At 52.9% G+C, this 23,747-nt stretch carries 20 protein-coding genes; 3 read left to right on the forward strand and 17 right to left on the reverse strand.

The window, feature by feature from the left end; all coding sequences use genetic code 11:
* Nucleotides 1-93: 93 nt before the first annotated feature.
* The 14 genes from EIZ37_RS19815 to EIZ37_RS19880 form a co-directional block, all read right to left on the reverse strand.
* Nucleotides 94-1,512 (reverse strand): MDR family MFS transporter, encoded by a 1,419-nt coding sequence (locus EIZ37_RS19815; protein WP_134686575.1) that lies wholly within the window; start codon nucleotides 1,510-1,512, stop codon nucleotides 94-96.
* Between the two features lie 309 nt (nucleotides 1,513-1,821).
* Nucleotides 1,822-2,277: a MarR family winged helix-turn-helix transcriptional regulator gene (locus EIZ37_RS19820; protein ID WP_134686505.1), complete on the reverse strand. Its 456-nt coding sequence runs from the start codon at nucleotides 2,275-2,277 to the stop codon at nucleotides 1,822-1,824.
* An 87-nt stretch (nucleotides 2,278-2,364) separates the two neighbouring features.
* Entirely contained in the window at nucleotides 2,365-3,594 is a 1,230-nt protein-coding gene (locus EIZ37_RS19825; protein ID WP_134686506.1) for an MFS transporter, read from the reverse strand.
* Nucleotides 3,595-3,732: 138 nt separating this feature from the next.
* Complete coding sequence (locus tag EIZ37_RS19830; RefSeq protein ID WP_134686507.1) at nucleotides 3,733-4,320, reverse strand: TetR/AcrR family transcriptional regulator; 588 nt, start codon at nucleotides 4,318-4,320, stop codon at nucleotides 3,733-3,735.
* 109 nt (nucleotides 4,321-4,429) lie between these two features.
* Nucleotides 4,430-4,885, reverse strand: a complete 456-nt coding sequence (locus tag EIZ37_RS19835) for a VOC family protein (protein WP_134686508.1) — start codon at nucleotides 4,883-4,885, stop codon at nucleotides 4,430-4,432.
* A gap of 142 nt (nucleotides 4,886-5,027) precedes the next feature.
* On the reverse strand, nucleotides 5,028-5,777 hold the full coding sequence (locus tag EIZ37_RS19840; RefSeq protein WP_134686509.1) for a PIG-L deacetylase family protein: 750 nt from the start codon (nucleotides 5,775-5,777) through the stop codon (nucleotides 5,028-5,030).
* Nucleotides 5,778-5,781: 4 nt separating this feature from the next.
* The gene (locus tag EIZ37_RS19845) at nucleotides 5,782-6,783 is read right to left on the reverse strand and encodes an N-acetylglucosamine kinase (protein ID WP_134686510.1); all 1,002 of its coding nucleotides are present in this window, start codon (nucleotides 6,781-6,783) and stop codon (nucleotides 5,782-5,784) included.
* A complete protein-coding gene (gene argH / locus EIZ37_RS19850; protein WP_134686511.1) occupies nucleotides 6,780-8,291 on the reverse strand; it encodes an argininosuccinate lyase in 1,512 nt (503 codons plus the stop codon). The genes EIZ37_RS19845 and argH overlap by 4 nt, the downstream gene beginning before the upstream one ends.
* A 76-nt stretch (nucleotides 8,292-8,367) precedes the next feature.
* Entirely contained in the window at nucleotides 8,368-10,872 is a 2,505-nt protein-coding gene (locus EIZ37_RS19855) for an NEW3 domain-containing protein (RefSeq protein ID WP_134686576.1), read from the reverse strand.
* Nucleotides 10,873-10,984: 112 nt separating this feature from the next.
* Nucleotides 10,985-12,718 carry an ABC transporter permease gene (locus EIZ37_RS19860; RefSeq protein WP_134686577.1) on the reverse strand — a complete coding sequence of 578 codons (1,734 nt, stop codon included), beginning with the start codon at nucleotides 12,716-12,718 and terminating at the stop codon, nucleotides 10,985-10,987.
* Between the two features lie 12 nt (nucleotides 12,719-12,730).
* The gene (locus EIZ37_RS19865; protein WP_134686512.1) at nucleotides 12,731-13,807 is read right to left on the reverse strand and encodes an ABC transporter ATP-binding protein; all 1,077 of its coding nucleotides are present in this window, start codon (nucleotides 13,805-13,807) and stop codon (nucleotides 12,731-12,733) included.
* Nucleotides 13,808-13,945: 138 nt separating this feature from the next.
* On the reverse strand, nucleotides 13,946-15,064 hold the full coding sequence (locus EIZ37_RS19870) for an extracellular solute-binding protein (protein ID WP_134686578.1): 1,119 nt from the start codon (nucleotides 15,062-15,064) through the stop codon (nucleotides 13,946-13,948).
* Nucleotides 15,065-15,090: 26 nt separating this feature from the next.
* A complete protein-coding gene (locus tag EIZ37_RS19875) occupies nucleotides 15,091-16,269 on the reverse strand; it encodes an ROK family transcriptional regulator (protein WP_134686513.1) in 1,179 nt (392 codons plus the stop codon).
* A gap of 313 nt (nucleotides 16,270-16,582) precedes the next feature.
* Nucleotides 16,583-17,155, reverse strand: coding sequence for a TetR/AcrR family transcriptional regulator (locus EIZ37_RS19880; protein WP_134686514.1), 573 nt, complete (start codon nucleotides 17,153-17,155; stop codon nucleotides 16,583-16,585).
* A gap of 156 nt (nucleotides 17,156-17,311) precedes the next feature.
* Between EIZ37_RS19880 and EIZ37_RS19885 the strand changes: the two genes are divergently transcribed.
* Nucleotides 17,312-18,976, forward strand: coding sequence for an MFS transporter (locus EIZ37_RS19885; protein ID WP_167569036.1), 1,665 nt, complete (start codon nucleotides 17,312-17,314; stop codon nucleotides 18,974-18,976).
* 69 nt (nucleotides 18,977-19,045) lie between these two features.
* On the opposite strand, the gene EIZ37_RS19890 is transcribed toward EIZ37_RS19885, so the two are convergent.
* Nucleotides 19,046-19,747 carry a metallophosphoesterase family protein gene (locus tag EIZ37_RS19890; protein WP_134686516.1) on the reverse strand — a complete coding sequence of 234 codons (702 nt, stop codon included), beginning with the start codon at nucleotides 19,745-19,747 and terminating at the stop codon, nucleotides 19,046-19,048.
* A 147-nt stretch (nucleotides 19,748-19,894) separates the two neighbouring features.
* Between EIZ37_RS19890 and EIZ37_RS19895 the strand changes: the two genes are divergently transcribed.
* Complete coding sequence (locus EIZ37_RS19895) at nucleotides 19,895-20,665, forward strand: alpha/beta fold hydrolase (protein WP_134686517.1); 771 nt, start codon at nucleotides 19,895-19,897, stop codon at nucleotides 20,663-20,665.
* A gap of 116 nt (nucleotides 20,666-20,781) precedes the next feature.
* Here EIZ37_RS19895 and EIZ37_RS19900 read toward each other — a convergent pair whose 3' ends face one another.
* A complete protein-coding gene (locus EIZ37_RS19900) occupies nucleotides 20,782-20,985 on the reverse strand; it encodes a hypothetical protein (protein ID WP_134686518.1) in 204 nt (67 codons plus the stop codon).
* A 164-nt stretch (nucleotides 20,986-21,149) separates the two neighbouring features.
* Here EIZ37_RS19900 and EIZ37_RS19905 point away from each other — a divergent pair, with 164 nt between their 5' ends.
* Nucleotides 21,150-22,208: a cation diffusion facilitator family transporter gene (locus EIZ37_RS19905; protein WP_134686519.1), complete on the forward strand. Its 1,059-nt coding sequence runs from the start codon at nucleotides 21,150-21,152 to the stop codon at nucleotides 22,206-22,208.
* 244 nt (nucleotides 22,209-22,452) lie between these two features.
* On the opposite strand, the gene EIZ37_RS19910 is transcribed toward EIZ37_RS19905, so the two are convergent.
* Complete coding sequence (locus EIZ37_RS19910) at nucleotides 22,453-23,394, reverse strand: cation diffusion facilitator family transporter (RefSeq protein ID WP_134686520.1); 942 nt, start codon at nucleotides 23,392-23,394, stop codon at nucleotides 22,453-22,455.
* Nucleotides 23,395-23,747 lie beyond the last annotated feature (353 nt).

Below are 23,747 nucleotides of genomic sequence, written 5' to 3' on the forward strand. Positions count from 1 at the left end.
TCCTCTTGTTAGGTGTGTCTAACAATTGGGGTGCAGTTCATTCCAGGCAGCTTTTTTATTTTATTGGCACAAGCTCAAGCCTCACCGATGCTCTCAATGGACAGATGCCCGCTCCCCTTCGAGCTCGCTTCTCGGAGGAGCTGCCCGTTTCAGGAAAAATGAGACTGCCCACGCGATCGCGACAAGTGCAAATGCCAGCAAGAACGCACTTTTCATCCCAGCCGTGATCGCCAGAATTTGCTGTGCCGCGTCTCCTTGTGTACTCGTCGGATGCTCCAAAAATTGCTCCGAGCTTGTCGTCATCACCGTCACCAGCAGGGCCGTCCCGACAGCTCCGGACACCTGCTGGAGCGTACCGATAATCGCGGTTCCGTGCGGATAGAGCGGAGGCGGCAGCTCATTCAGCGCATTGGTCATGACCGGCATCATGAGCATGGAAATGCCCAGCATCAAGAGCGTGTTTAAGATCATGATTTTGCTGTAGGTGGTTTCCGGCGTAATAAAGGCAAATTGCCAAAGCGTATTGCCAATCAGCGCCAATCCGACCACCGCCAGCCACTTGGCCCCAAATTTATCAAAGAGACGGCCGGTAATCGGCGACATGATCCCCATGACCACGCCTCCTGGCAGCATGATCAGACCTGCCTGCAGCGGGCTGTACCCCAACGCGCTTTGCAGAAAAATAGGCAGCAGCATCATTGCCGAGAACATGGCCATCATGACAATCATCATGATCAGTGTCGATGTCCGAAAAATGCCATACCCAAATGCGCGCAGATTGAGCAACGGCTGCGGGATAATCAGTTGTCTCCACGTAAACAGCCCCAGCGAAATGATTCCGACCACGATGGGGACCAAGACCTTATTGCTCCCCCATTCCCCATGCCCTTCACCAGCGCTGCTGAAGCCGTAGACGATCCCGCCGAATCCAACCGTGGACAGAAGCAATGATAACAAGTCAATCTGCGGCTTGCTTGTTTCCGTCACATTTTTCAGCTTTGCGAAGGCAAAGCCCATGACGAACAAGGCGATCGGAAGTACACCGTAAAAGAGCAGACGCCAGCTGAAATGCTCCACGATGATTCCCGAAAGAGTGGGACCGATCGCAGGAGCAAATGTAATCACGATGCCGATCGTCCCCATGGCTGAGCCTCTTTTTTCCAGCGGGACCAGTGCAAAAACCACATTGGTCAGCAGCGGAAAAAGCAGTCCCGTCCCCGCTGCTTGCAGCACCCTCCCGATCAACAGCAGCGCAAATCCCGGTGCAATCGCCGCCACGAAAGTGCCAGCCGTAAACAAAGCCATGGCCCCCAGGAACATGCTTCTGGTCGTAAACCGTTGGAGGAGGTAGGCCGTGACCGGTATCAGCACACCGATCACGAGCAGATATCCGGTTGTCAGCCACTGCGCGGTGCTCGGCTCAATGCCGATGTCATGCATGATTTTGGACAAAGCCACATTCAGCAGCGTTTCATTCAAAATCGCAACAAATACACCCAGGATCATGACCATGATCACGACAAAATTGCTTTTGCTCCCAAATGTTCCTGTTTGGTTCTCCACTTTTTTCTCTCCTCCCTTTGCTTCCGATCTCTCTGTAACGATTTGAACTCCCTTATTCTAGCACGATCCATACATGGCGATTTCTTACCAATTGCGGTACTTGCAACCAGGATCCCCAGACCGCCCTCCCGCACTTGCCAACCAATATAATTTCCGATTACACCAATCGGCTGTTGAGACCAGCAGCGATAAAAGCACCCCTACCGTATGCATCGGTTACCAACGTTCTCCGATACCATCGTGGAGGGGTGCTTTGCTTTATCTGGCTCCATTTTCATTAAGCTGATGAATATGCCCGAGGAGCTGCTTGGCACGACGGAGAAAATCCAGATACTCCTCAGTCCCAAGCCCGCTGCCGCGCAGCAAGGTTTCCGGAAGCTTGCAAGCCTGCTCCCGGAGAGAATGTCCTTTTTCGGTTAAACCGATGACGACCACCCGCTCATCCTCTTTTGAGCGCTGACGGGTAACCAGCCCGGCTTCTTCCATTCTTTTCAGCAGAGGGGTCAACGTCCCTGAATCCAGAAACAAATGCTCCCCAAGCTCTTTTACCGTGCATGCCGCCTTCTCCCAGAGAACAAGCAAGACCAAATATTGCGGATAGGTGATCCCCATCGTCTCCAAATAGGGGCGATACATGCGGGATATTTCGCGAGATGCAGCGTAAAACGTAAAGCAGAGCTGATTCTCCAGCTTTACGGATTCGTCCGTATTCATGGCTATTCACTCCGTTTACCGGTGCTATTTACACGAAATGATAGCCTCCTGCATTTGCGATTGTCAAATTGAATTGCACACAAATGACTATTCCTCTCGCACCGGTTCAATCTGGCCCATCAGCAAGCGCATGGAGACGATAATCCCCAACATCGCGAACAACAAAAGAACAGCCAATACGAGGTATCCTGCTGAAGCTCCGGTCAAATCAATCATGAACGTAAACAAGGCGAGCAAGGTCAGCCTCATCAATGTGCCAAGCGAATGCAGGAAGCTCATCACCCGCCCCATAAAATGATTGGGCAGCAGCTCCATGTAGAGACCCTGCCTGATCAGACGGGTGGACGCATTGCACCAGCCCAAAAAGGCGGACATAATCACGAACACCCAGCTGTTCGGGAGCGCGACGATGAGCACATAGGCGACAGCCATCAAAAGGATATTGCTGACCATCGAAGGGAACCCGCCAAATTTGCGAATCACCCCTGCCACCAGCAGACCCGCTCCCGCTGCGCCTATGGAGTACGTTACTTCTCCAAGCGAGAAGATGCTGACATCTCCTCCCAACGCTTCGTTCACAAAGACCGGATTGAGCAAATTGATCATCATGATCGAAATAAACGGCATCAACGAGGAAACCCCAAAGACCATAAAGCCCCTTTTTTCCCGGATGAACCTCCAGCTTTGGGAAAACTGCTCCCACCAGGATGTCCGCACCTGCTGCTTGGCTTGCTTTTCCGCCGTAAACACATAATCCATAGGTGCCATCAACAGAAAGGCGATGAGATAGGTCAATGCGTTCAGCATGAGGACCGGCTGAAGACCAAACTGGCCCAAAAGCAACCCGGCAAGGCCTCCTGACAGCACCGCGGCAGTCTGGTTCTCAATCTCCAGCAAGGAATTGATATCGTTATAGTGCTTTTTTTCAAAAGTTTCCTGTACCAGCGCAGACTGGGTCGGATAACGGATTTGATACATGAAATTGGTCACCAGGTAAATGAGGATTAGCATCCAGATCTGATAATCACCCCAGAATCCCCATGCCGCCATGACCGCCAAAACCGCAAAGCCACCCAGCTGTTCGGTCTGCATGATCTTCTTGCGGGAAAAACAATCGATCACGGTACCGACATACGGCCCGATGAGAAACGCCAAGATTGAGGAAAACAGCATCGTCGAGCCCAGCAATTTGCCTGTCCCCGTCGTTTCGACCAGATACCAGGCGATCCCGATCATCGTCATCCCTTGGCCAAATCCGTTAAACAAATTGGAAAAGAACAGCTTGCGAAAATTGGGGTTGCCAAACACTACTCTCATTTTCCGTCCTCACTTTCGCCTATGACCGAATTTTTGCCTAATAACTTATAGTCATAATCGTGCGGGAAAGTCAATGAAAACCGCTTGGCTACTCCAAAATTCCGGCGGGAGACCGTTGTCTACACAATGGTTCTTGATTCAATCGTTGTTGAAGCCTTTCAGAAAATGAGAGATCACGGACATCGTTTCTTCCAACGATTGATCGTCATCTGGACTTTGTGCGATCCACAATGCGGATTCATTCAGTGCTCCCGAAAGAAAATGAGTCATAGCATCAAGAGGTACCGGCTTAAGATATCCTTGTTGCTGCATCAGCAGCAGTTGTTCACGCAAGTGTCTCATCGAGTTCTCCTGATCCATCCTGCGCCAGGCTTCCCACCCCAAAACTGAAGGGCCATCTATGAGCAAAATTCGTCTATTTCGCTGCTCGACAGCTGCTGCGACAAAAGCGCGGCATCCCAGAAGCAGTTGCTCCCATGGATCGTTGCTTTGGCTGGCCTCGGCTTCAACCCGCTCGCCGATCTCGGCCTGAACCGACTCCAACACAGCATGAAACAAACCTTTTTTGCTGCCAAAATGATGGTAGAGAGCACCTCGCGTAAGCCTAGCCTCAGCTACCATTTCCTCCATAGAGGAGTCCGCGTACCCATGCTCAGCAAAATGCTGTCTGGCCACCTCCAACAGCTTGACAATCGTTTCGTATGCTTCTTCCTTGCTTCTTTTCATATTCGTTTCATTCTCCTGTTTTCCGGTCTTTCTCGACAAGCTTCAAGAGCTGGATCGCTTTCCTGGATTCGTCCAGCGAGCCGCTCGGCCAGTTCGGTCCCGATATAACTTATTCCTTACTGCCTGCCTTCTCATCATCCCACAACTGCTCATTGTACTGTTTGCTATAAGCTTCGGAAGGAGGGATGATCTTGATCACATCGATCAATACGCCATTTGGATCGCTCGTAATGAAATGCCTTTGTCCGAACTCTTCATCTCGGATGTCGAGGTGAAGGGGAAGCTTCTCCAACTTTATCAGTCTTTCGTACTCGGCATCTACATCATCCACTTCAAAATTGAGAATTAATCCGGTTACCGAATGACGATAGCCTTCAGGTATGGTAGGATGCCCAAATTCCAAAATAGCCAGCTCAAATGCCCGTTCAGCATGCTGTGGCGATCGAAGGCTTACATACCAGTCAGACTCGAATACCGTCTCAAATCCAAACAAATTTTGATAAAACGCTGCGCTTGCCGCTACCTGTCTGGATAAAATAACCGGATAAAAACTGGAAATTTTCATATCCACATTCTCCTTCGCATGTAATAGCCATAACGTAACATACATACAGTATGTATGTAAATATCAGACTACGAGGAAATTTGAACGGATGATTGGAATTATCGACGAAAAAAGGCCGACTGCCTCAGCAATCGACCCTACTCTATAACTCGATCAACGGAATCCCTTTGCCGTTTCCACCAGACGCAATCGCTATCTCCCGGCCATTCGACCTGACCAACGTATAGTATTCATAGCTTCCAATCACGCCAAAATCCCCGTCCATCACGCCAGGATAGGCGCGATTGACCGAGTAGACCTGGCTGCGATGGGCCTGCAGCGCTTCCCCCTTTTTCTGGCGATATGCGCTGATATCTACTTTTCCGGTAATCGGGACGGCTGGATTCGGCCCTTTGTCCGGGCAGTGATCATAGTAATGCGGGATCGAGACATAGTACAGGTCCAGCTTACACGCCCCATCACGGGCACTCTCCTGCTCGAATTGCTGCACGGCTTGGTAGGTCGCCTGGGAAAGCGCGATATGATCCGGGTGTCCGGTCACGCCATCCGGCGGAAACGTGACGACGACATGGGGCTGAAGCTCCCTCATGGTTTCCATTATACGATTCACCAGCTCCCCGGTATCCTGCGCGGCCAGGGACCCATCGGGAATGCGGTAAAAAATCAGCCGAGTGATGCCTAATATCGCAGCAGCCGCTTGCAGCTCCCGTTCCCGGTGGCGTGCCACCTCTTCTCGGCAAGTGAGGGAAAACGGCCCTGGCCTTCCTTTGCAGCCCGAAGTCGCGCTGACCAGATACGTTTCATAGCCTGCCGCATGATATTTGGCCAACGTTCCTCCGCAGGCAAAGGACTCATCATCGGGATGGGGAAAGAGAAATAAGAGCCTCTTCATCTTGCTACACCTCTTTTTCGCTGTCCTGCTTTTGATGGCGCAAAAGGAACATCCCCTGCGCGATCACACCGTAGATCGGGTCTCTCCTGGCGGTATCGATTTGCACGTTTGGCGCATACAGCTTCACTTGCTGTTCTACGTACGCTCTGACCATACGCGCGTTTTGCAAGACGCCGCCCTGCAGCACCATGGCAAACCGCTGCGGCCCCAGCGATAACCGATCGATCACCGCTTTTGCCGTCTGCACCAGCTCCTCTGCCGCCATGCGCAATATGCCCGCAGCTACCTTGTCCCCTTGCTCGGCCGCTTGGCTGACCAGCTGCGACAGCTCCGCAACCTTTTCGATCGAATAGTCCGGTCCATACGTCCAATTGACCAGCGCATCCGTATTCGCCAAACCGAGATAGCTGTGAATCTCATTCGTCAGCGCGGTTGCTTGCTCCCGTCCATCCGCGCTTTTGAGAATCGCCGTGATCGCCTGCTTGCCGATCCAATAACCGCTTCCCTCATCACCGACCCTGTGTCCCCAGCCGCCGGCACGCGCGGTCATCCCCGCTTCATTGATGCCAAAAGCGATGGAGCCGGTTCCCGCCACGACCAGGATGCCCGCTTCTCCACCGGTCGCCCCCAGCAATGCGGCAAACCCGTCGTTTTCCACCAGCAGCTGATCGACCTGGATATCCAGCTCGGCCAGAATGTTATGAATCATCGCGTCAAGAATGGTCCTGTCATGCTCCGTGTCCAGACCCGCCAAGCCGAAAACAGCGCATTCCACTTTCCAGGGGCCATCTCCTGCGATTTGCGGTTCTGATTGCCGGACTTCCTCCATGGCTGCACGAATGGCTGCGGTGATTTCACGTGAAGCGGCCTCGATGCCAATCCCTTGATAATTGCAGGAGCCGGAACGCCCTTGTCCCAGGATGTGCTCCTCGCGATCGGCAAAAACCGCCAAGCACTTCGTTCCCCCGCCGTCTACCGCCAATAGCGGCAGCTTCCTTTCCCTCATGCATATCCACTCCATTCCGCTACGATCTGGTCCATCTGCTGCTGCGCATCCTGCCATGTCTGTACCGCTTGTTTTCGCCAGCGCTCTTTGTCCACCAGCTTTTGTTCGCGCACCTGGATCATCCGGCGGACTTCATCCGGGCCAGGTCCTCCCGGCAAGCTGCGAATCTGGACAAAATGGGTGGGGTCCAGCGATTGCTTCACCTGCTCCTCCGTGAGCTGGAGAGGATGGCCAAGCACGTTTACTGCTGATTCGTTTATGAGTGACAGGGTGATCTCATCTGCCCGCAGACCGGCAGCAAGCGCCTGTTTGACCACTTGGCTGACGATCCGATGGGAGGTACGAAACGAGAGCCGATTTGTTCGGACCAGCATATCGGCGAGTTCGGTAACCGTCGCATAGCTGCCTTTCGCCCTGGCCAGCAGTCCCTCCTTGTTTACCTCCATCGTTCCCACTACGCAAGCTAGCAAGCGATACACCTGCTCGAGTACGGACAGTCCCCGCCACACATACGGCTGCATATCGTCTTCCGTATCCACGATATCACCAAACGGGGTGTTGTGCATCATCGTCAGGACAGCGGAAGCATTGCCAACCGCGCTGGAAAGCAGCGAACGCATATGCTCGAACGACACCGGATTGCGTTTTTGCGGCATGATGGAGCTGATCTGCACATACGGGCTGGCTACTTTCAGCACGGCAAATTCCTGGGTGCACCATAGCAAAAAATCTTGTACGACCCTGCCCAGCGTAATCGCCGCAAGCTGTGTAGCCGTCGCCGCTTCGCCCAAGTAATCCGCTCCGCCAATCGCATCGTAGGAGTTTTCGACCAGCCCTTCAAAGGCCAGCAGCTGCTGCATCCGCTCCCTGCTGATCGGAAAGCCGGATGTGGTCAACGCTGCAGCGCCCATGCTGCTGTGATTGCACGTCTGATACGCATGGGTGAGCCGTTCCAGATCACGGCTGATGCTGTCCACGACCGCCAGGATATAATGAGCCAGCGTGGTCGGCTGTGCCTGCTGGGTATGCGTATAGCCGATCATCACGGTCTCCGCATGCTCTTTGGCAAACTGGAGTAAATGCTCCTGCAAATGAAGACCGGACTGGATCGCCGTCAGCAGCTTTTCCCGCAGCACCATCCGATACATGGTGACCCCCATATCATTGCGGCTGCGAGCAAGATGCAGGTTGCCTGCTACCTCTCCCGCTTTCTCGAGCAGCTCACTTTCCACCTGAAAAAACAGGTCCTCAAACTGTCCCGTGTAGGTGGACTGGCGCAGCGCCTCCAGATCCAAGCCGCAAATCGCCTTTGCGATGGTCCCTGCTTCCTGCTCCGAAAGCAGCTCTCTCTCACGCAGCATGATCAGATGTGCCTTGTTGATCGCCATCATCGGCTGCAGCAGATGCTGCTTTGCTTCGTTATAAGCGGGTTCCAGTACGGTCTCCGTATAGGTCTTTCCTGGAAAAGTACGCCCCTCTCGCTGAAAAATGAGCTCACGGTAGTCCATCTTTCTCCCTCTCCTCTCCCGGATAGGCAGAGGGCTCCCCATCCGAAAAGGGAGCCTCCCTGCTTTGCGTGCAAGTTTACTGATGCAAGCTGACCATATTGACAAACATCCGGATTGCTCCCGGCACCAGCGCCGGAATTTCCCGATACCAGACGAGCGAACTGTACGTATAGGTGCCTTTTCCGTACTTCGCGGTCAGATAGGTGCCGGTAAATTCTTTCTCGCCGGGATCGCCGTTGGAAATCAGCTCGGTGTATTCACCGCCCCACTGCGCAGGGTTGTACGCCGAGCGATCCTGAATCCAGTTGTTCCAGTCTTCCTCTGTTATTTTATTCGGCTGGTTAAACAAGGGATGGTCAGGAGCCAGCATCGTGACCTTCGAATTTTCATCCGTTACCCGCCATTGAATCAGCGGCGTGCCGATTGTGATCGGATACGGAGCCAGCCCCGGCGACCATTTGTCCTCCGGCTTGTGGTATTGGACGACCAGGTTGCCGCCATTTTCCACATATTTCAACAGCCGGGCATTGCTTGGAATCAGCTCCGGACGGAAGCCATAAGCGCGGATGCCCAGCACGATCGTGTCATACTGGCTCAGGTCTCCCGATTCAATGTCCTTGGCAGAGAGCTTCGTGACATCGACCCCTACCTGCTGCAGATACTGATCGATATTATCGAAGCCGCTGGACACATAGCCAACCTTCAGGCCCTCGGGGACCTCCAGATCAAATGCCTGGATTGTCACTTGGGCAGGCTGGATCAAATAGGTCTTGCCGATATGCGGATAATGGATAATCTGGGCGCCGTGCTGACTTTGCAGTGTTCCGCCATTTGCCACTGCCGTAATGGTGTGCTTCCCTTTTTGTACAGCAGCTGTGGGTTGCACAGTGAAGGCCACCGATTTGGTTTCTCCTTTTGCTGCAAAGGTGAGCGGTTGGGATGCAGGCTCTACCTTCCAGCCCTGCGGTACCTGCAGGGAGATGTTGGCACTTGCCTCTCCTGGCGTATAATTCCGTACGGTCACTTTCACCGGAATCGGTTCCTCCGCCTTTAATGTATTCAGCACCGCTGCTTCCGGACTGACCGCCAGCGAATACGGCGGCAATACCGCGATCGGGTCTGCCGACACCGCACGATGAGTAACCATCGTCTTCGCTTGCGCCGGCTGATACATCAGATCAGCGGTGATGATGGGCGCATGATACGGATGGAAATAGGGGGCATTGGCAGGAACGGTCACCTCAAAGGTTGCCGTCACCGTTTCGTTATAATCCCAATTCGCAAAAGCGGTGACACCGACAGGCTTTACCTTCCAACCTGCGGGTGCATTCAGCCGGAAGCTGCCTCCATTGATCTTCACTTGGCCGCCGTTATAAGCGGTTACCTTGATTTTGCTGGTCTGGCCTGCCACCAATTCCCCAGTCTCCGGCCGAACCTTGACTACGAGTGAGAGCGCCTCCGCGCTTGCCTTGTTCAGCTGCTGCTCTTTCACCTTGAGGCGATGCAGCACGTCGACCTTGGTTGCTTGCGGCAGTCTCGAGGCATTCACCAGCTTGACGGTCTGATCCACATCGGCCTTCATCTCGTGGACTTCTTTGGCTACCTTGGCGAACTGCGGATACGCGGCGATCACTTCGTCGGCATCCTTTTGGAGGACGCGCAGTTTCGCGGCTACTTCGGCTCCCCCGTTATTCGCGGCGACCTCCTTCGCCAGATCCTCATACGTATAGGCGATGCCGGTGAAGAAGTCCTTTTCCTGCGGCGCCTGCAGCACCGTCGTCTTCTCCAGCTTGTAGTAGTTGAAGCTGGGGCCTTCATCATAATGGCGGCCCATCCCCTGGCTTTTATGCATGAAGCGCGATTCTTCACCAAGCTGCAGATAAGAGGCGCCGTACAGCTCGTCATACTCGCCAACAGGAATGGCTACATCGTAGTCGTCCTTATTCGCCGGCACGTACAGCTTTTTCACCTGCCATGGCTGCAGTCCCTGCTTCAAATGCTCCGGAAAAACAGCGGGATTCGCTGCGTCCGTAAAGGCTTTGACCGTAATCACGTTGATCGCCCGGTGGTGTCCGTGCGTGGAAGGCTCATTGAGAAAGGCTGGGATGACTACATCGGGACGCAGCTCGCGAATTTTTCGGATCAGGCGCTCGTAGACGACCTGCTCGCCCCATTTGCTCAACGTCTCATCCGGGCTTTTGGAAAACCCGAAGTCAAAAATCGCGTCATTGATCTCCTCGCTTAAAATGCCAAGCGTGACATTCGTTACCTTTGAAGCTTCCTGCAGCTCGCGTGTACGGATGATGCCAAGCGCGTTGCCCAGCTCGCTGCCGATCTCGTTTTGCCCGCCTTCACCCCGATTGGCGATGACACTGGATGTGTTGACCCCCTTGCCCAGTGACAGATAAGCCAGCATGGCGCTGTGCTCATCATCCGGATGGGCGCCCGTATTCATCGCACTGGCGATCGTGGTCAGCGGCTTGATCGCTTTCCATAGATCGACAACCCCGCGATCCGCATGAGCAGTCTGTGGCATGACGGGAATGGCCAAGGTGCTGGCCAAAGCGGTGGCGGCCGCCATGGAGAACAGCTTCTTGAGACGGTTGACCTTACTCAATGAACACTCCTCCTCTTCATCAATCTTGCCTTTCTCTATGTAGTGGAGATCATGGTGACCGTTAACAGGAAAATCGTTACACGGCGGTGTTGGCTTTGTCTCCAGCCAGCTTTTGCGAAAGAAAGAGGACGATGATGATCACGATGATTTGCAGGACGCCATAGGCGCACGCCGTGCCAAACTCAAAATTGTACATCCGCTGGAAGATCGCAACGGATAGCGGTGTGGTGCTCGGAGTGAAGATCAGGATGGAGGCGACGAACTCGCCGATGCATTGGACAAAGGCCAGCAGCGCCCCGGCCAGCACCCCGCCAAAGGCCATCGGGAACACCACGCGTCGGAAGCTGTACCACCAGCTTGCCCCAAGATTGCGTGCCGCCTCCTCCACCGAGCCATCCATTTGCATCAGCGTAGCGGAGGTGGAACGAAACACGAGCGGCAGGTGGCGGACAAAATACGCGAGCGGAATGATCCAAAAGGAACCGATGAGCACCTGACCGAAGCTGAACACATTTGGCTGGCTGAATGCCGCGATGAGATTGATCGCGACGACTGTGCCGGGCAGCGCCCATGGCAGCATGATCAGCACATCCAGCAAAGTCTTGCCGCGAATCGGGAGACGAACCATCACGTAGGCCGCCGCCACGCCGAAGATGATAATCCCGATGGTGGCGATCGCGCTGAGCTGCAAGCTGTTGGCGATCGGCCGCCACGTCTTGCTGTCCGTGAACAGGTCGATATAGTGCTGCACCGTGTACTCTGGCGGCAATACTTGTATCGTCCATGTGCTGTTGACCGAAAAGGAGATCAGCACGAGCACGAGAATCGGCAGCATCAGGACGATCGTACCGATAAAGGACAATACCATCGACACATATTTGCCCAGCTTGCTCGTAATCTCTGTACGGTGGACACTGATACCTTTGCTCAGATTTTGATAGTTTCTCGCCCCCTGATACCAGCGCATGAGCAGCAGAAACAAAATCGACACCACCGATAGGATCGTAGATTGCGTCGCTGCCATATCCAGATCGCCGTTCGTCCGGGAGAGATAGATTTGCATGGTCATCGTCCGGTCGATGCCGAAAATCAGCGGCGCCGTATAGGAAGCCATCGCGATCATAAACACCAATAGCGACGATGCGACCATCGCCGGCGTCAGCATCGGCAGGATGACACGCCGCCAGATCGTGAATCGGCTTGCTCCGAGACTTGCGGCTGCTTCTTCCAAGGAAGGATCCAAGCCCTTGATCGCGGCGGATGCCGTCATGTAAAAATACGTGTACATGGTAAACGTGTGGACGACGAGCACCCCGCCGACACCCTTCAGCGAAAAAGGCACCTGCTCCAGCTGGAACAATTCCTTCAATGCCCGCGGAATGATGCCGCTCTCTCCGTACAAGAAGGTAAACGACAAAACCCCGATCAGCGGCGGCAAAGCCATCGGCACCAAAGCGAGGACAGACAGGATGCGGCGCCCCGGAAATTCATAACGTTCCAGTAGAAACGCCATCGTCACGCCGACGATGCCACAGGTAATCACACTGAGAACCGAGATGTACAAGCTGGTCCACAGTGCCTCCAGATTGGCGGTATGCTCCAGGCTGAAAAAGCGCGCATAGTTGGCAAAGGAAAACTTCTCCTCGATTTTCATGCTCGCCAGAAACGTTTCATATAACGGATATATCACGTAAGCCAGCAGGATCACGTACAGGGGAGAGACCAGCACGTAGATGAAGGAGGGAGATGACATCAGCGCCAGACGCCGCCTTGCCGGAGCTGGGCTTTGTTTATGCAGTTCTGCTTTCATCATGTCCCCTCCTCATCCGATCAGATAGATGCTCTCTTTGGGCAGTAATAGAGTGATCTCATCCCCGCGCTGTTTCACCGACCTGCCCAGATTGATCAGCATGCTGCGCAGCTGGATAGGGCCGGCCTGGGTAATATAGTTGACGCATGCGCCGGTAAATTCGGACAGCAGGATCCGGCCGCGCAGCAGATTTTCCGTTTCTTCGCCCTCCCATTCTTTCACCAGCTCGGGACGAACGGACAAGGTCAGCTTTTCTCCCACCCTGGGCTGGCAGGCAGGCGACGCATTTTTGGCCAGTCCGGTCACGACAACATCCGGGCTGAGCCGCACGTCCACCTCACCGCCCTCTATCCGTGTGACGGTGCCCTCCAGCAGATTGGTCTCTCCAATAAACGAGGCGACGAAGCGGTTGACCGGCTGATGATAGATTTCCGACGGCGTGCCGATCTGCTGCACCTGGCCACCCTGCATCACCATCACGCGGTCGGACATGGCCATCGCCTCTGCCTGATCATGGGTGACATAGATCGTCGTGATGCCCAGCTCGACTTGCAGCCGCTTGATTTCAAAGCGGGTCTCCTCCCGCAGCTTCGCATCCAGATTGGAAAGCGGTTCGTCCAGCAAGAGTATCTGCGGTTCAATGACCAACGCGCGTGCCAACGCCACCCGCTGCTGCTGTCCGCCAGAGAGCTGATCGATCCGGCGCTCTCCATACCCTTCCAGATGGACAAGCCGCTGGATCCGCTCGACCCGCTCCTTGATCTCGCTCTTGGACAGCTTGCGCACCTGCAGGCCAAAGGCGATATTTTCAAAGACGGTCATATGGGGGAACAAGGCGTAGTTTTGAAACACCATCCCGGTATTGCGCATGTTGGGCGGGAGAGTGGTCACATCGTTTTCGCCAAAACGAATGCGTCCCTCGGTTGGAAAATAAAAGCCAGCGATCATGCGCAGCGTAGTCGTTTTGCCGCATCCGCTGGGCCCGAGGAACGTAAAAAATTCCCCAGAACGGATCTGTATATGTACGTCTTCGACACCTTTTGCCGTGCCGAAGCGCTTGGTGACATGGTCCAATGTGACGCTGCTCATCCGGATTCCTCCCCTCTTTCGTATGCGATGAAGCTGATCAACCTCGGGACAGCGGCCTCCCCGAGGAATGACCGCTGCCCGTACTGCCGTTTTACGGTTGATCTGCTCCGGTTATTTTGCAGGATGGGGATGAGCGAATTACTTGCCGCCTTTTCCCTTGATGTTTTCATCCCAGTACTGCATCCATTCCTTTTCTTTCTCCGTCATGACATTCCAATCGATGTCCATAGGCTTCAGCTCCAGCTCTTTCATGAAATCAGGCAGCTCGTCTTTGCTGATGTCCGTACGTGCAGGGAATTGGAATCGTTCCTTCGCCAATTGGGCGGCGATCTCCGGGCTGAACAGGAACTCGTAAAACTTTTTCGCCGCATCCAGATTCTTTGCCCCTTTTACGAGTGCGACACCATCGACGAGGATCGGCGCACCGCTGGCAGGATAGACAAAGTCGTACGGATGGTTGTTCTTTTTGCTCTGGATCAGGATATCCTGCAGGTTCCAAAGCGAGATGAGGCCTTCCTGACGATCCAGTTTGAGATAAAGGTTGGTCGGGTCTTGGGTATATTCCTTCGTGTTGGCATCGAGCTTTTTCAGCCATTCGTAGCCTTTTTCGGGGGTGTCTGCGCCTTGGCGGTAGATCATAGCGGAGTAAATCGTGCGCATCGTACCAGATGGCAGGACATTGCGGATCACGATCTTGTCTTTGTATTTGGGGTCGAGCAGCTCATCCCAGTCTTTGGGAGCATCTTCCTTTTTCATCGCTTGCGAGTTGTACATGATGACTTCGGGGAGAAGCATTTCGCCGTACCAGCGGTCTTGCGGATCTTTGTAGAGATCGGGGATTTTATCGGCAAAGGTAGGTTTGTAGCTTTCCAGCAGACCTTCATTGGCGGCTGTAGTCAATGCGGAAGAGGTACCGCCCCACCAGAAATCGGCCTGTGGATTTGCTTTTTCAGCACGGACGCGCTCCAGGATCTGCTGAGCGCCCATTTCCAGCGTTTCCACCTCAACCTCCGGATGCTTTTCCTTGAATTTTGGAAGGACGATTTCAAAAATGTTCTTATCGCGGGCGGTATAAATGACCAGTTTTTGCGGTTCGGCAGAGGGTGCCGGTTGGGCCGCAGGCTGCTCGGTGCTGCCGGATGCGGGCGGCGCGGCTGCAGGTTGTTGTCCCCCTCCTCCACAGGCCGTCAAGGATATCGCAAGCGAGCTGACGAAAAGACCTTTCATCCAGGTGCGCAATGGACGTATGAACATCATCACTTTCATGTTCCCCCTTAACTGTTCTATTTTTCGATCAATTCTCCAAACGGGAATGCTCCCAATACACTGTGAACCGCTCCGATCAGGCCCGCGTCCTCGCCGAGACTCGCTTTGACCAGTCGCGGCATCACGGGAACCCACTCGGACAGCCATTCGTGCATTTGCCTCAACCCTGTCGGATCGATCCGGGCCATCTCTCCGCTGAGGATGAACAGCTCCGGATTCAGCATGCTGATGATATTGGCCATACAATAGCTCCAGTGCCGCAGCGTGTCTTCCAAAAGCGCCGCCGCGTCAGGATTACCCTGCTCTTTTTGCTGGATCAGCTGTTCGACGACACTCGAGCCAGCATGCAAATCAATACGCATGCCTTTTGCTTTTTGCAGGATGCCGGGGACGGAGTAATGCTTTTCGAATACACCGAATTCGCTCCCCTGCCGGCTATCGCTGGGTCCAATCATCATGTAGCCAATCTCTCCTGCCGCTTCACGGCTGCCGCGAAAAAATTGGCCATCCATGATCAAGCCGGCACCAATCCCCATACCGACATACATGTAGACCACATTCGCGCAGCCGGCACCTGCCCCCCGGGCGCACTCTCCCAACGTCATCATGTTAACGTCATTGTCGATCATGACTGGTATGCCAAGCCGCTCCTCCAGATGCTGCTGGATCGGCAGCGACATCCATCCGGTAGTCGGCGAGAAGCTGACCGTGCCACTGTGCTGCTGGGTGACTCCAGGCAGGCCCATGCCAATCCCGAGGAGCCTGTCGCGGGAAAGACCGCTTTTTTGCAAAAGCTTGCTAAGCCCTGCCTCCAGCTCCCGGATCACATCTTCCTCTCGGGCAGGCAGGATCACGGGCGCTTGGCAGCGGGCCAGAAATTCTCCCTGCAGGTCGGCGATCGCCATCTCCAGCTTGCTGCCTTCAAACACAGCTCCGGCGATTACATAAGCCTGATAGTTGTAGGCAAGCAATATCGGTTTTCGCCCGCCAGAGGAATCGCCCACTCCGACTTCCCGCAGCAAACCGTCACGAATCATCTCATCGACAAGCATGGAGACGCACGGTCGGCTCAATTGGGCTCGCTTGGCTATATCCGCTCGGGAGATTTGCCCGTGATGGATGACTTGCTGCAAGATTTCTTGTTTGTTTAAGCGTTTCACAAGCTTATTGCTGACCGGCTTTTTCGGACCACCCACGGGTCGGCTTCACCCCCAGTTAGTTAAAATTACTAACAAAGTTACCAAAATCATACATCCGCCCGTTGTAATAGTCAAATAATTTTGTTAATTTAATCGATCGTTTAACGCTTTGGATTTTTCTCCTTTACGCGGCAATTGCCACGTTCCCCTGGGTTACCCGGCAACTAAAGCTTTTCCATCAATCTATGCAGCCTCGGTTCAAAATATTTCACCCTGCGGCTTGGATGGATGGGCGCAAGAATGGGCGATCAATCGGACACGCCGAAAACCACCAGAAAGGAACCTGGTGGTTTTTCCATGCAGCATGAAGTTAGCGGACAGCGTGCTTCTCAATCAATAGCCGGATCGCATTACGCAAATATTCAGCATGAAAAGCGGCCTTGTCCGTATAGGAGACCATGATGGCGCCGGAGCATAACATGCGCAGCTGGCTCGCCAATTCCTCAGGATGCTGTGCGCCTCCCCTGCGAGCAATCTCTTCGACTCGTCTCCACAGCTCGTGGCGATGCTCGACCGCTGTCTGATGACCGGGATGATTGGCATCCGGAAACTCGACCACTGTATTCATGAAGGCACAACCGCGATTCTCAGGGGCGTTTAAACGATCGATCAAATTGTCGAGCAGCGTGCTCAACACCATCTTCGGAGAATCCGGGTAGCGCTGCTCGGCCTCGTCGACCCTCCCCAAGCTCTCACGCGACTTATTTTCCAGATAGGCTACGATCAGATCATCCTTGGTAGCGAAGTTGCGGTAAAAGCTCGCCTTTGCGACTCCGGATTCTTCGATGATCCGATCGATTCCGACCGCTCGAATGCCTTCCCGGTAAAATAACTCGGATGCTACCCGGAGGATCCGCTCTTTTGCCGTTTCCTTTTTTTCCATCGTGTTCACCTTTTTCCAATTAGCGGGTATTTGGGTGTTGACTTGAGACAGATCTGTCTGTATCATTTCGGAAGAGACAGATCTGTCTACCTCATTTTAGTAAAAAACAGATTTGCTTGTCAATTGCTTCACATGCCCGAAAAGGAGGACAGTCCCATGTCCCAAACGTCAAAATCAATTTCTCTCAGCTTGGAATCGGCTCCGAAGGCCCAATCCGGGCAGCGACTATTGCTGGCGGTCATGCTTTTGTCTGTCTTTATGGCGGTTGCCAACATCTTCATTGTCAATGTAGCGACTCCCTCGATCCAGCTAGGGTTGCATGCAAGCTTTTCCGATGTCCAGTTTGTCATTACCGGCTATACGCTGGCTTATGCCGTCACGCTCATCATCGGCGGCCGGCTCGGCGACAGATTTGGCCGCAAAAAGATGCTGCAAATCGGCGTAGCAGGCTTTACGCTCGCTTCCTTGCTTTGCGGATTGTCCACCAGCGTGGAAATGCTGACGATCGCACGTATACTGCAAGGACTTGGAGCCGCGCTGTTTTCACCTCAAGTGCTATCGCTCATTCAGGCTACCTATCCCCCGGAGAAACGCGGGATGATTTTCGGCTTGTATGGAGCTTCCCAAGGTCTCGCCGCCTCGACCGGACAGATCATTGGCGGATGGCTGCTGCAAATCAATCTATGGGGACTTGATTGGAAATGGGTGTTTTTCTTCTGTGTCCCGATCGGCATCTTGATCCTCCTCATGACTCCTTTCATCCCTGAGTCCAAATCACCTGGAAGCATCAGTCTTGATTGGCTCGGTGCCGTTCTGATTACGGCCGGGCTGCTCATGCTCGTGTATCCGCTCGTTCAAGGTCAAAAGGAAGGCTGGCCGCTCATGCTCACGATTTGCCTGCTCTTGTCCTTCCCCGTATTGGCGCTGTTTATCTGGCTTGAAAAACGGGTATCCCTTCGCCAACGGGTACCGCTGATGAATGTGGCGCTGTTTGGCCAACCGGTGTTCAGCCTCGGCATGCTCGTCGTCTTTTTGCTGATGTCCTCACAGGCAGCTTTTTTCCTCGTTGCCGCTTACCTGCTGCAGATTGGACTAGGTTTTTCGGCTTTACAAGCCGGCCTCGTCATCTTGCCGATGGGCGTCGGCTATTTTCTCGCTTCCCTTTTTTCCGCCAGGGTTGCAGGAAAATGGGGGACACATGTGTTGACCATCGGCTCCGTGTTGACGACAGGCGGCTATTTGCTGCTCGCCTTTTCCGTACAAGGGACCGGCGCTTCCCCTGACATCCTCATTTGGCTGCCTGCTCTGGCAGTATTGGGCACCGGTCAAGGGTTTCTCGCTGCTCCCTTAACGAACATCATCCTTTCCAAAATACCCAGCAGCGATATCGGCTCGGCTTCTGGCATCTTGACCACGGGCATGCAGGTATCCTTCGCGATCGGGATCAGTATCATCGGCATGGTATGGCTTGGCTCGCTCGGTCATTATGCCGAAAAGTCCAGTCTTGCAGCTGTACAGCAGCTGGGAGAAAACCCTGCAGCTTATCAGCTTTCCGAGGAACAGAAACAGCGCGTATTGCAGACATTGCAGGGCTGTTATCCGATCATGGCGCGATCCGGCAATCTCGCCACCGTACCATCCGAATGCCGCTTCGATGCCGTTTCGGTGGAAGCAAAACGCTTGTTTGATGATGGGATCCATCAGGCCAATGCACGTAATTATACGCATTCCTTTGTGTTTGTCTTATTTGTGCTGGCTGCCTATACGGCATTGCTCCTCTTGCCTGTACTTGTCTTGGCCAAAAAAACAAAGCGCACATGAATACCATATAGAAAGAACGCGGCTTCCCTGCCCTTTGAGGCGAAGCCGCGTTGCTATCAGCAATCGATGCTATTCGACATGAAATACCTTTCGGCTCGGCAGTTCCAGACAATTCAATCGGCCGCCATAGACAGCACCGCCATCGATGCCGATGATTTGATTGGAGCCAAAATACACCTCATATTTTCCGGTTCCATGAAACGTATCGGTAGAGGTGTGGCCAAAAATGACCGGCTTTTCTCCCGCATACCCTTTATGGAATTCGTCGCGAATCCAGAGCAGCAGATACGGGTCCGTTTCCGCAAGCGGCGTGCTCGGATGAACGCCGCCGTGGACGAAGATGTATTCTTCGGTTTCATGATAGACATCCAACTCCGCGATGAAATTGACATGCTCGTCCAGTGCCGCACATACGCCGCGGGAGAGCATCGTTTCTTCTTCTCCCTCAGCTGGCTCAAGCGGCAGCGTGACACCATAGCTGTTCAGCGTCTGTTCACCGCCGTTCACCTTCGTCCAGCGGTTCCAGACATGCCGGTCGCCATTCATCGCTTTTACCATCATGTCCTCATGATTTCCTTTCAGCACGATGGCGCCCTGCTCTTTCAGCTGCATCACTTTGTCCAATACGCCCTTGGCATCCGGCCCCCGATCGACATAATCTCCCAGCAAAATCAATTGATCCTCCTCCGGATGGTACGCAGCCAGCTGCAGGAGCGTCTCCAGCTTAGCCAATTCCCCGTGGATATCACTGATGACTAAATATCGTTTCATGGTTGCCCTTCTTTCCGTCTTCTTCTCTCTTTTACCCTAGTGGATCTTGGACGCCTTGACAATACATGCGGAAAAATGTGAAACCATCCTGCCCCTCGTTTCGTACAAAAGGAGACATCGGAACACGGAAAGGAGCGAACGTCTCGCTTGGCAAACAAACGGATTGGAGAGAAGGAAACCATCATTTTTATCCATGGATTGGTCGGAAATGATCGGGCTTTTAAAAAAGAGAAAATCGCCCTATCCCCCCATTATCGGGTCATATCCTACAATCTATTGGGCCATGGGAACGACAAAGGCACAGAGGCACCGTTTCGGCTTGGCGATCTGGTCCAGCAGCTGGAGGACGTTTACCGCCTGCACCAAGTGGAGAAAGCGCATCTGTGCACTTTGAGCTACGGCTGCTATATCGGCGCGATTTTCGCCACCCTCTTTCCCCAAAAAGTAACCAGCCTGTGCTGCATTGGCGGACACTACAACAATCCCTCCGCCTTATTTTCCGTCTTTGAAGAGTTCTGGAACCGTCGTGATGAGCCCTACTCCCATTGGCTGAATGACTATACGAGCAAGATTTTCCCCCTGTGGAGCCAAGGCATTGATCCGTTTTATTTCATTTCCAAAAAGGTCTATTACCGTCTCGGGTTAACCATGCATCCCTCCGTGATCGTGGAATCTCTCCGCCACCGCATTCAGTTCGATCTTAAGGCGCGATTGAAACAATTGACCCTTCCCGTGATGTGGGTGATGGGCGGCTTTGACCATCTGTATAAATCCTGTCTGTATGATCTGCCCACGCTCATTCCGCATGTCATCTATCGGGAAATCCCGTTCGCTGGTCATGCGGCTCATCTGTTTCGGCCGGATGCCTTTCGCACCATGTATCTTCGCTTCCTGTCGAAACAAAAGGAAGCGTGCTAGCTGAATCGCTTGAATAAGTAAGCTCCACCAATTCTTTGGCGGAGCTTAGTAGCTCTTATAACCGATGAGGATTTTTCAATAAAAAAGAGACAGGAGCATTGAGCTCTTGTCTCTTTTTACGGTAAGAAGAAGTGATAAATAACGGAAAAAATCAATACCGCGCTTACGACAGCCGAGCCCAGCATGATAAGCCCCGCACGCACCCGCTGCTGCACCAGCCGAAGAATCCCCAAGCTAAATAGTGTGCCGCTGATCATGATGTAGGCCACACCAATCCAGAACTGCTCCCATGTTAAACTGGTTAAATCGACAATACCCAAGTGATATCCACCTTCCGAACTCAAATTCTGTTTCATTATAGCAAAAAAAGAGGGACAGGTGTCTTGCAGAAACATTCAAACATTTACTTGAATGTTTGTTGCTGGCACACTATACTGAAAAAGTACATAATACGTTAGAGAACACTCCGGGGAGGCGTTTTTCCATGGGTCTTCATCATCACCACGGTCATGGACACGGACATGATCACAGCCATGGTCATCATCACGGGAAAGGAGCAAACAAACAAGCGTTGCTCTTCTCTCTCATCATCATTACCGCATTTTTGATCGTCGAGGTGATCGGCGGTTTTCTGACAAATAGCCTTGCGCTTTTATCCGATGCCGGCCATATGCTGAGCGACGCTTCCGCCCTTCTGCTCAGTCTGATCGCCATGATCTTCGCTTCTAGACCACCTTCGCCGCAAAAGACATATGGCTTTTATCGCTTTGAGATCCTGGCTGCATTATTTAATGGCGTCACACTCGTTTTGATTTCCTTATACATCTTCTGGGAGGCATATGAGCGACTGCTTGCCCCTCCCGAAGTATCCAGTCTGTCAATGATGGGCATCGCCTTCGTCGGTCTGCTTGCCAATATTGCTGCCGCCTATGTGTTAATGCGCGGAGACATTAAAAACAATTTGAACATGCGCAGCGCCTTTCTCCATGTATTGGGCGACATGCTTGGCTCTGTCGGCGCTATCGTGGCCGGCTTCCTCATGTGGAAATTCGGCTGGTACATCGCCGACCCGATCATCAGTATCGTCGTTGCCATCCTGATTATTACCAGCGCTTGGCGCGTGACCAAGGATTCGGTGAATATCCTGATGGAAGGAACGCCTTCCTCGATCGACACGACACAGGTAAGCAGTGCGCTGGGCGAAATTGCGGGCGTGCAAAGTGTTCATGACTTGCATGTCTGGACCGTTACATCCGGATTTGACTCCCTTACCTGCCATCTGCATGTGGATGACGACGTTTCCAGTTATCAGGTGCTGCGTGAGGCCTTGGAAATGCTGAAAAAACGATTCGGGATTACGCACTCCACGATCCAAATTGAAAATTCCGCTCTGTTTCATGCCGAAATGATGTGCCAGTCCGGGCCAAACCATGTGGATGCGCGTGATCATCATGAACATAGCCATGAGCATCATGACCATGACCATGACCACGAGCATCATCATCATGATCACCCACATGAGCAAGAAGACAGCCATAAATGACCAGCATATCGGTACCTCAAACAAATAACCTGGCACCGCCAAACCTTTGGCGGTGCTTATTCTTATCCATTTAGAAAAAACTAAGCTCCGCCAAGTCCTTGGCGGAGCTTTAGTTGCTCTTATGTCGATGAGAATTTTATAAATTCTTATCGACCAAAAAAAGCAAGATCCGCATCGCGCAAGCGNAAAAAAGCAAGATCCGCATCGCGCAAGCGATACGATCTTGCTTTTTCCTTTTTCGATATCATTTAGCGGCCATTTCCGCCACAAACCGTTTCCCGTACTCTCCATGATTATGGATGACCGGATTTTCGATTTGAATGGTCGAATGCTCGATCCCGTATTTTTCCTTCAGGACTTCATTAATCGCCAGGATCACACAGAATGGTTGAATATCGCCGCGGATGAATACGTGAGCGGATAGGGAGTAGTGGTCGGTAGAGATGCCCCAGAGATGCAGCTCGTGGACATCCTCTACACCTTCCACTTGGCCGATGGAAGCACGGATTTCATCCAGATCAAATTTCTCAGGTACCGACTCCATGAGGATCAAATAGGATTCCCGTGTAATTTTCGCACCGCCTGTAAAAATGATCGCTCCGATCACCATGCTGATAATCGGGTCGAAGATGACAAATCCGGTGAAATAGATAATGACACCTGAGAGGATGACCCCAATCGAGCTGAGCAAATCCCCGATAAAATGCCAGAGCGCACTCTTCACATTCAGATTGTCCTCTTCCTTCATGCTGCTGCTGAGCACGGCCGTCAAAATGATATTGATCACCAGTCCGATCGAGGCGATGGTCAGCATCAGCTGCAGGTCGACCGTCTGTGGATGCAGCATCCGCTGAATCCCTTCGACAAAGATTCCAATGGCAATGATGGCAAGTGCCAAACCGTTTAAAAATGAGGCGATGATTTCAAAGCGCAGGTAGCCAAAGGTATATTTTCGGTTGGGATTTCTCGTCGCCATGTAAATGGCCGCCATACTCAAGCACAACGCGATGACATCGGAAATCATATGAGCGGAATCAGACAGCAAGGCGAGTGAGTTGGACATCAGTCCGCCAACGATTTCGACGATGGTAAAAAACAATGTGAGTAGCAGTGTGATCCACAGTGTCTTTTTCGATTTAACCTGTTCCTTCATATGGTTGAGATGATGATAATCATAGAACTTCATCGTTGCCCTCCTCCCTGGTGTTGCACAGAAATTTGTTTTAGGCTCTTTTTTATAATAATTATTATATAGTAGTTTTTATAATTTTGTCCATCGGTTTGTTGGTGATTTTCGGAAAAATTATTTTCGTAGCTGTAGTGGTTGGGGAGAAGTGCATTTTCTGGCTCCGCTTCATTCTCCGCCCGCAAGGATGTATTTACTGTCCGCTCCGAATCGAACACGTGGGAAGGACAAAAAGCAGGGATGATTCGACGATGACTCAAGTTTGCCCTTCGGATCCACGTGTTCGACTCTTCGCTTGGCGGGACTCCGCAGGCGCTCCACCAGAAAATGCGCTTTTCCTCGTTGCCTGTGTT

It is taken from the genome of Brevibacillus migulae, assembly GCF_004521915.1.
Taxonomy (GTDB): Bacteria; Bacillota; Bacilli; order Brevibacillales; family Brevibacillaceae; genus Brevibacillus_F; species Brevibacillus_F migulae.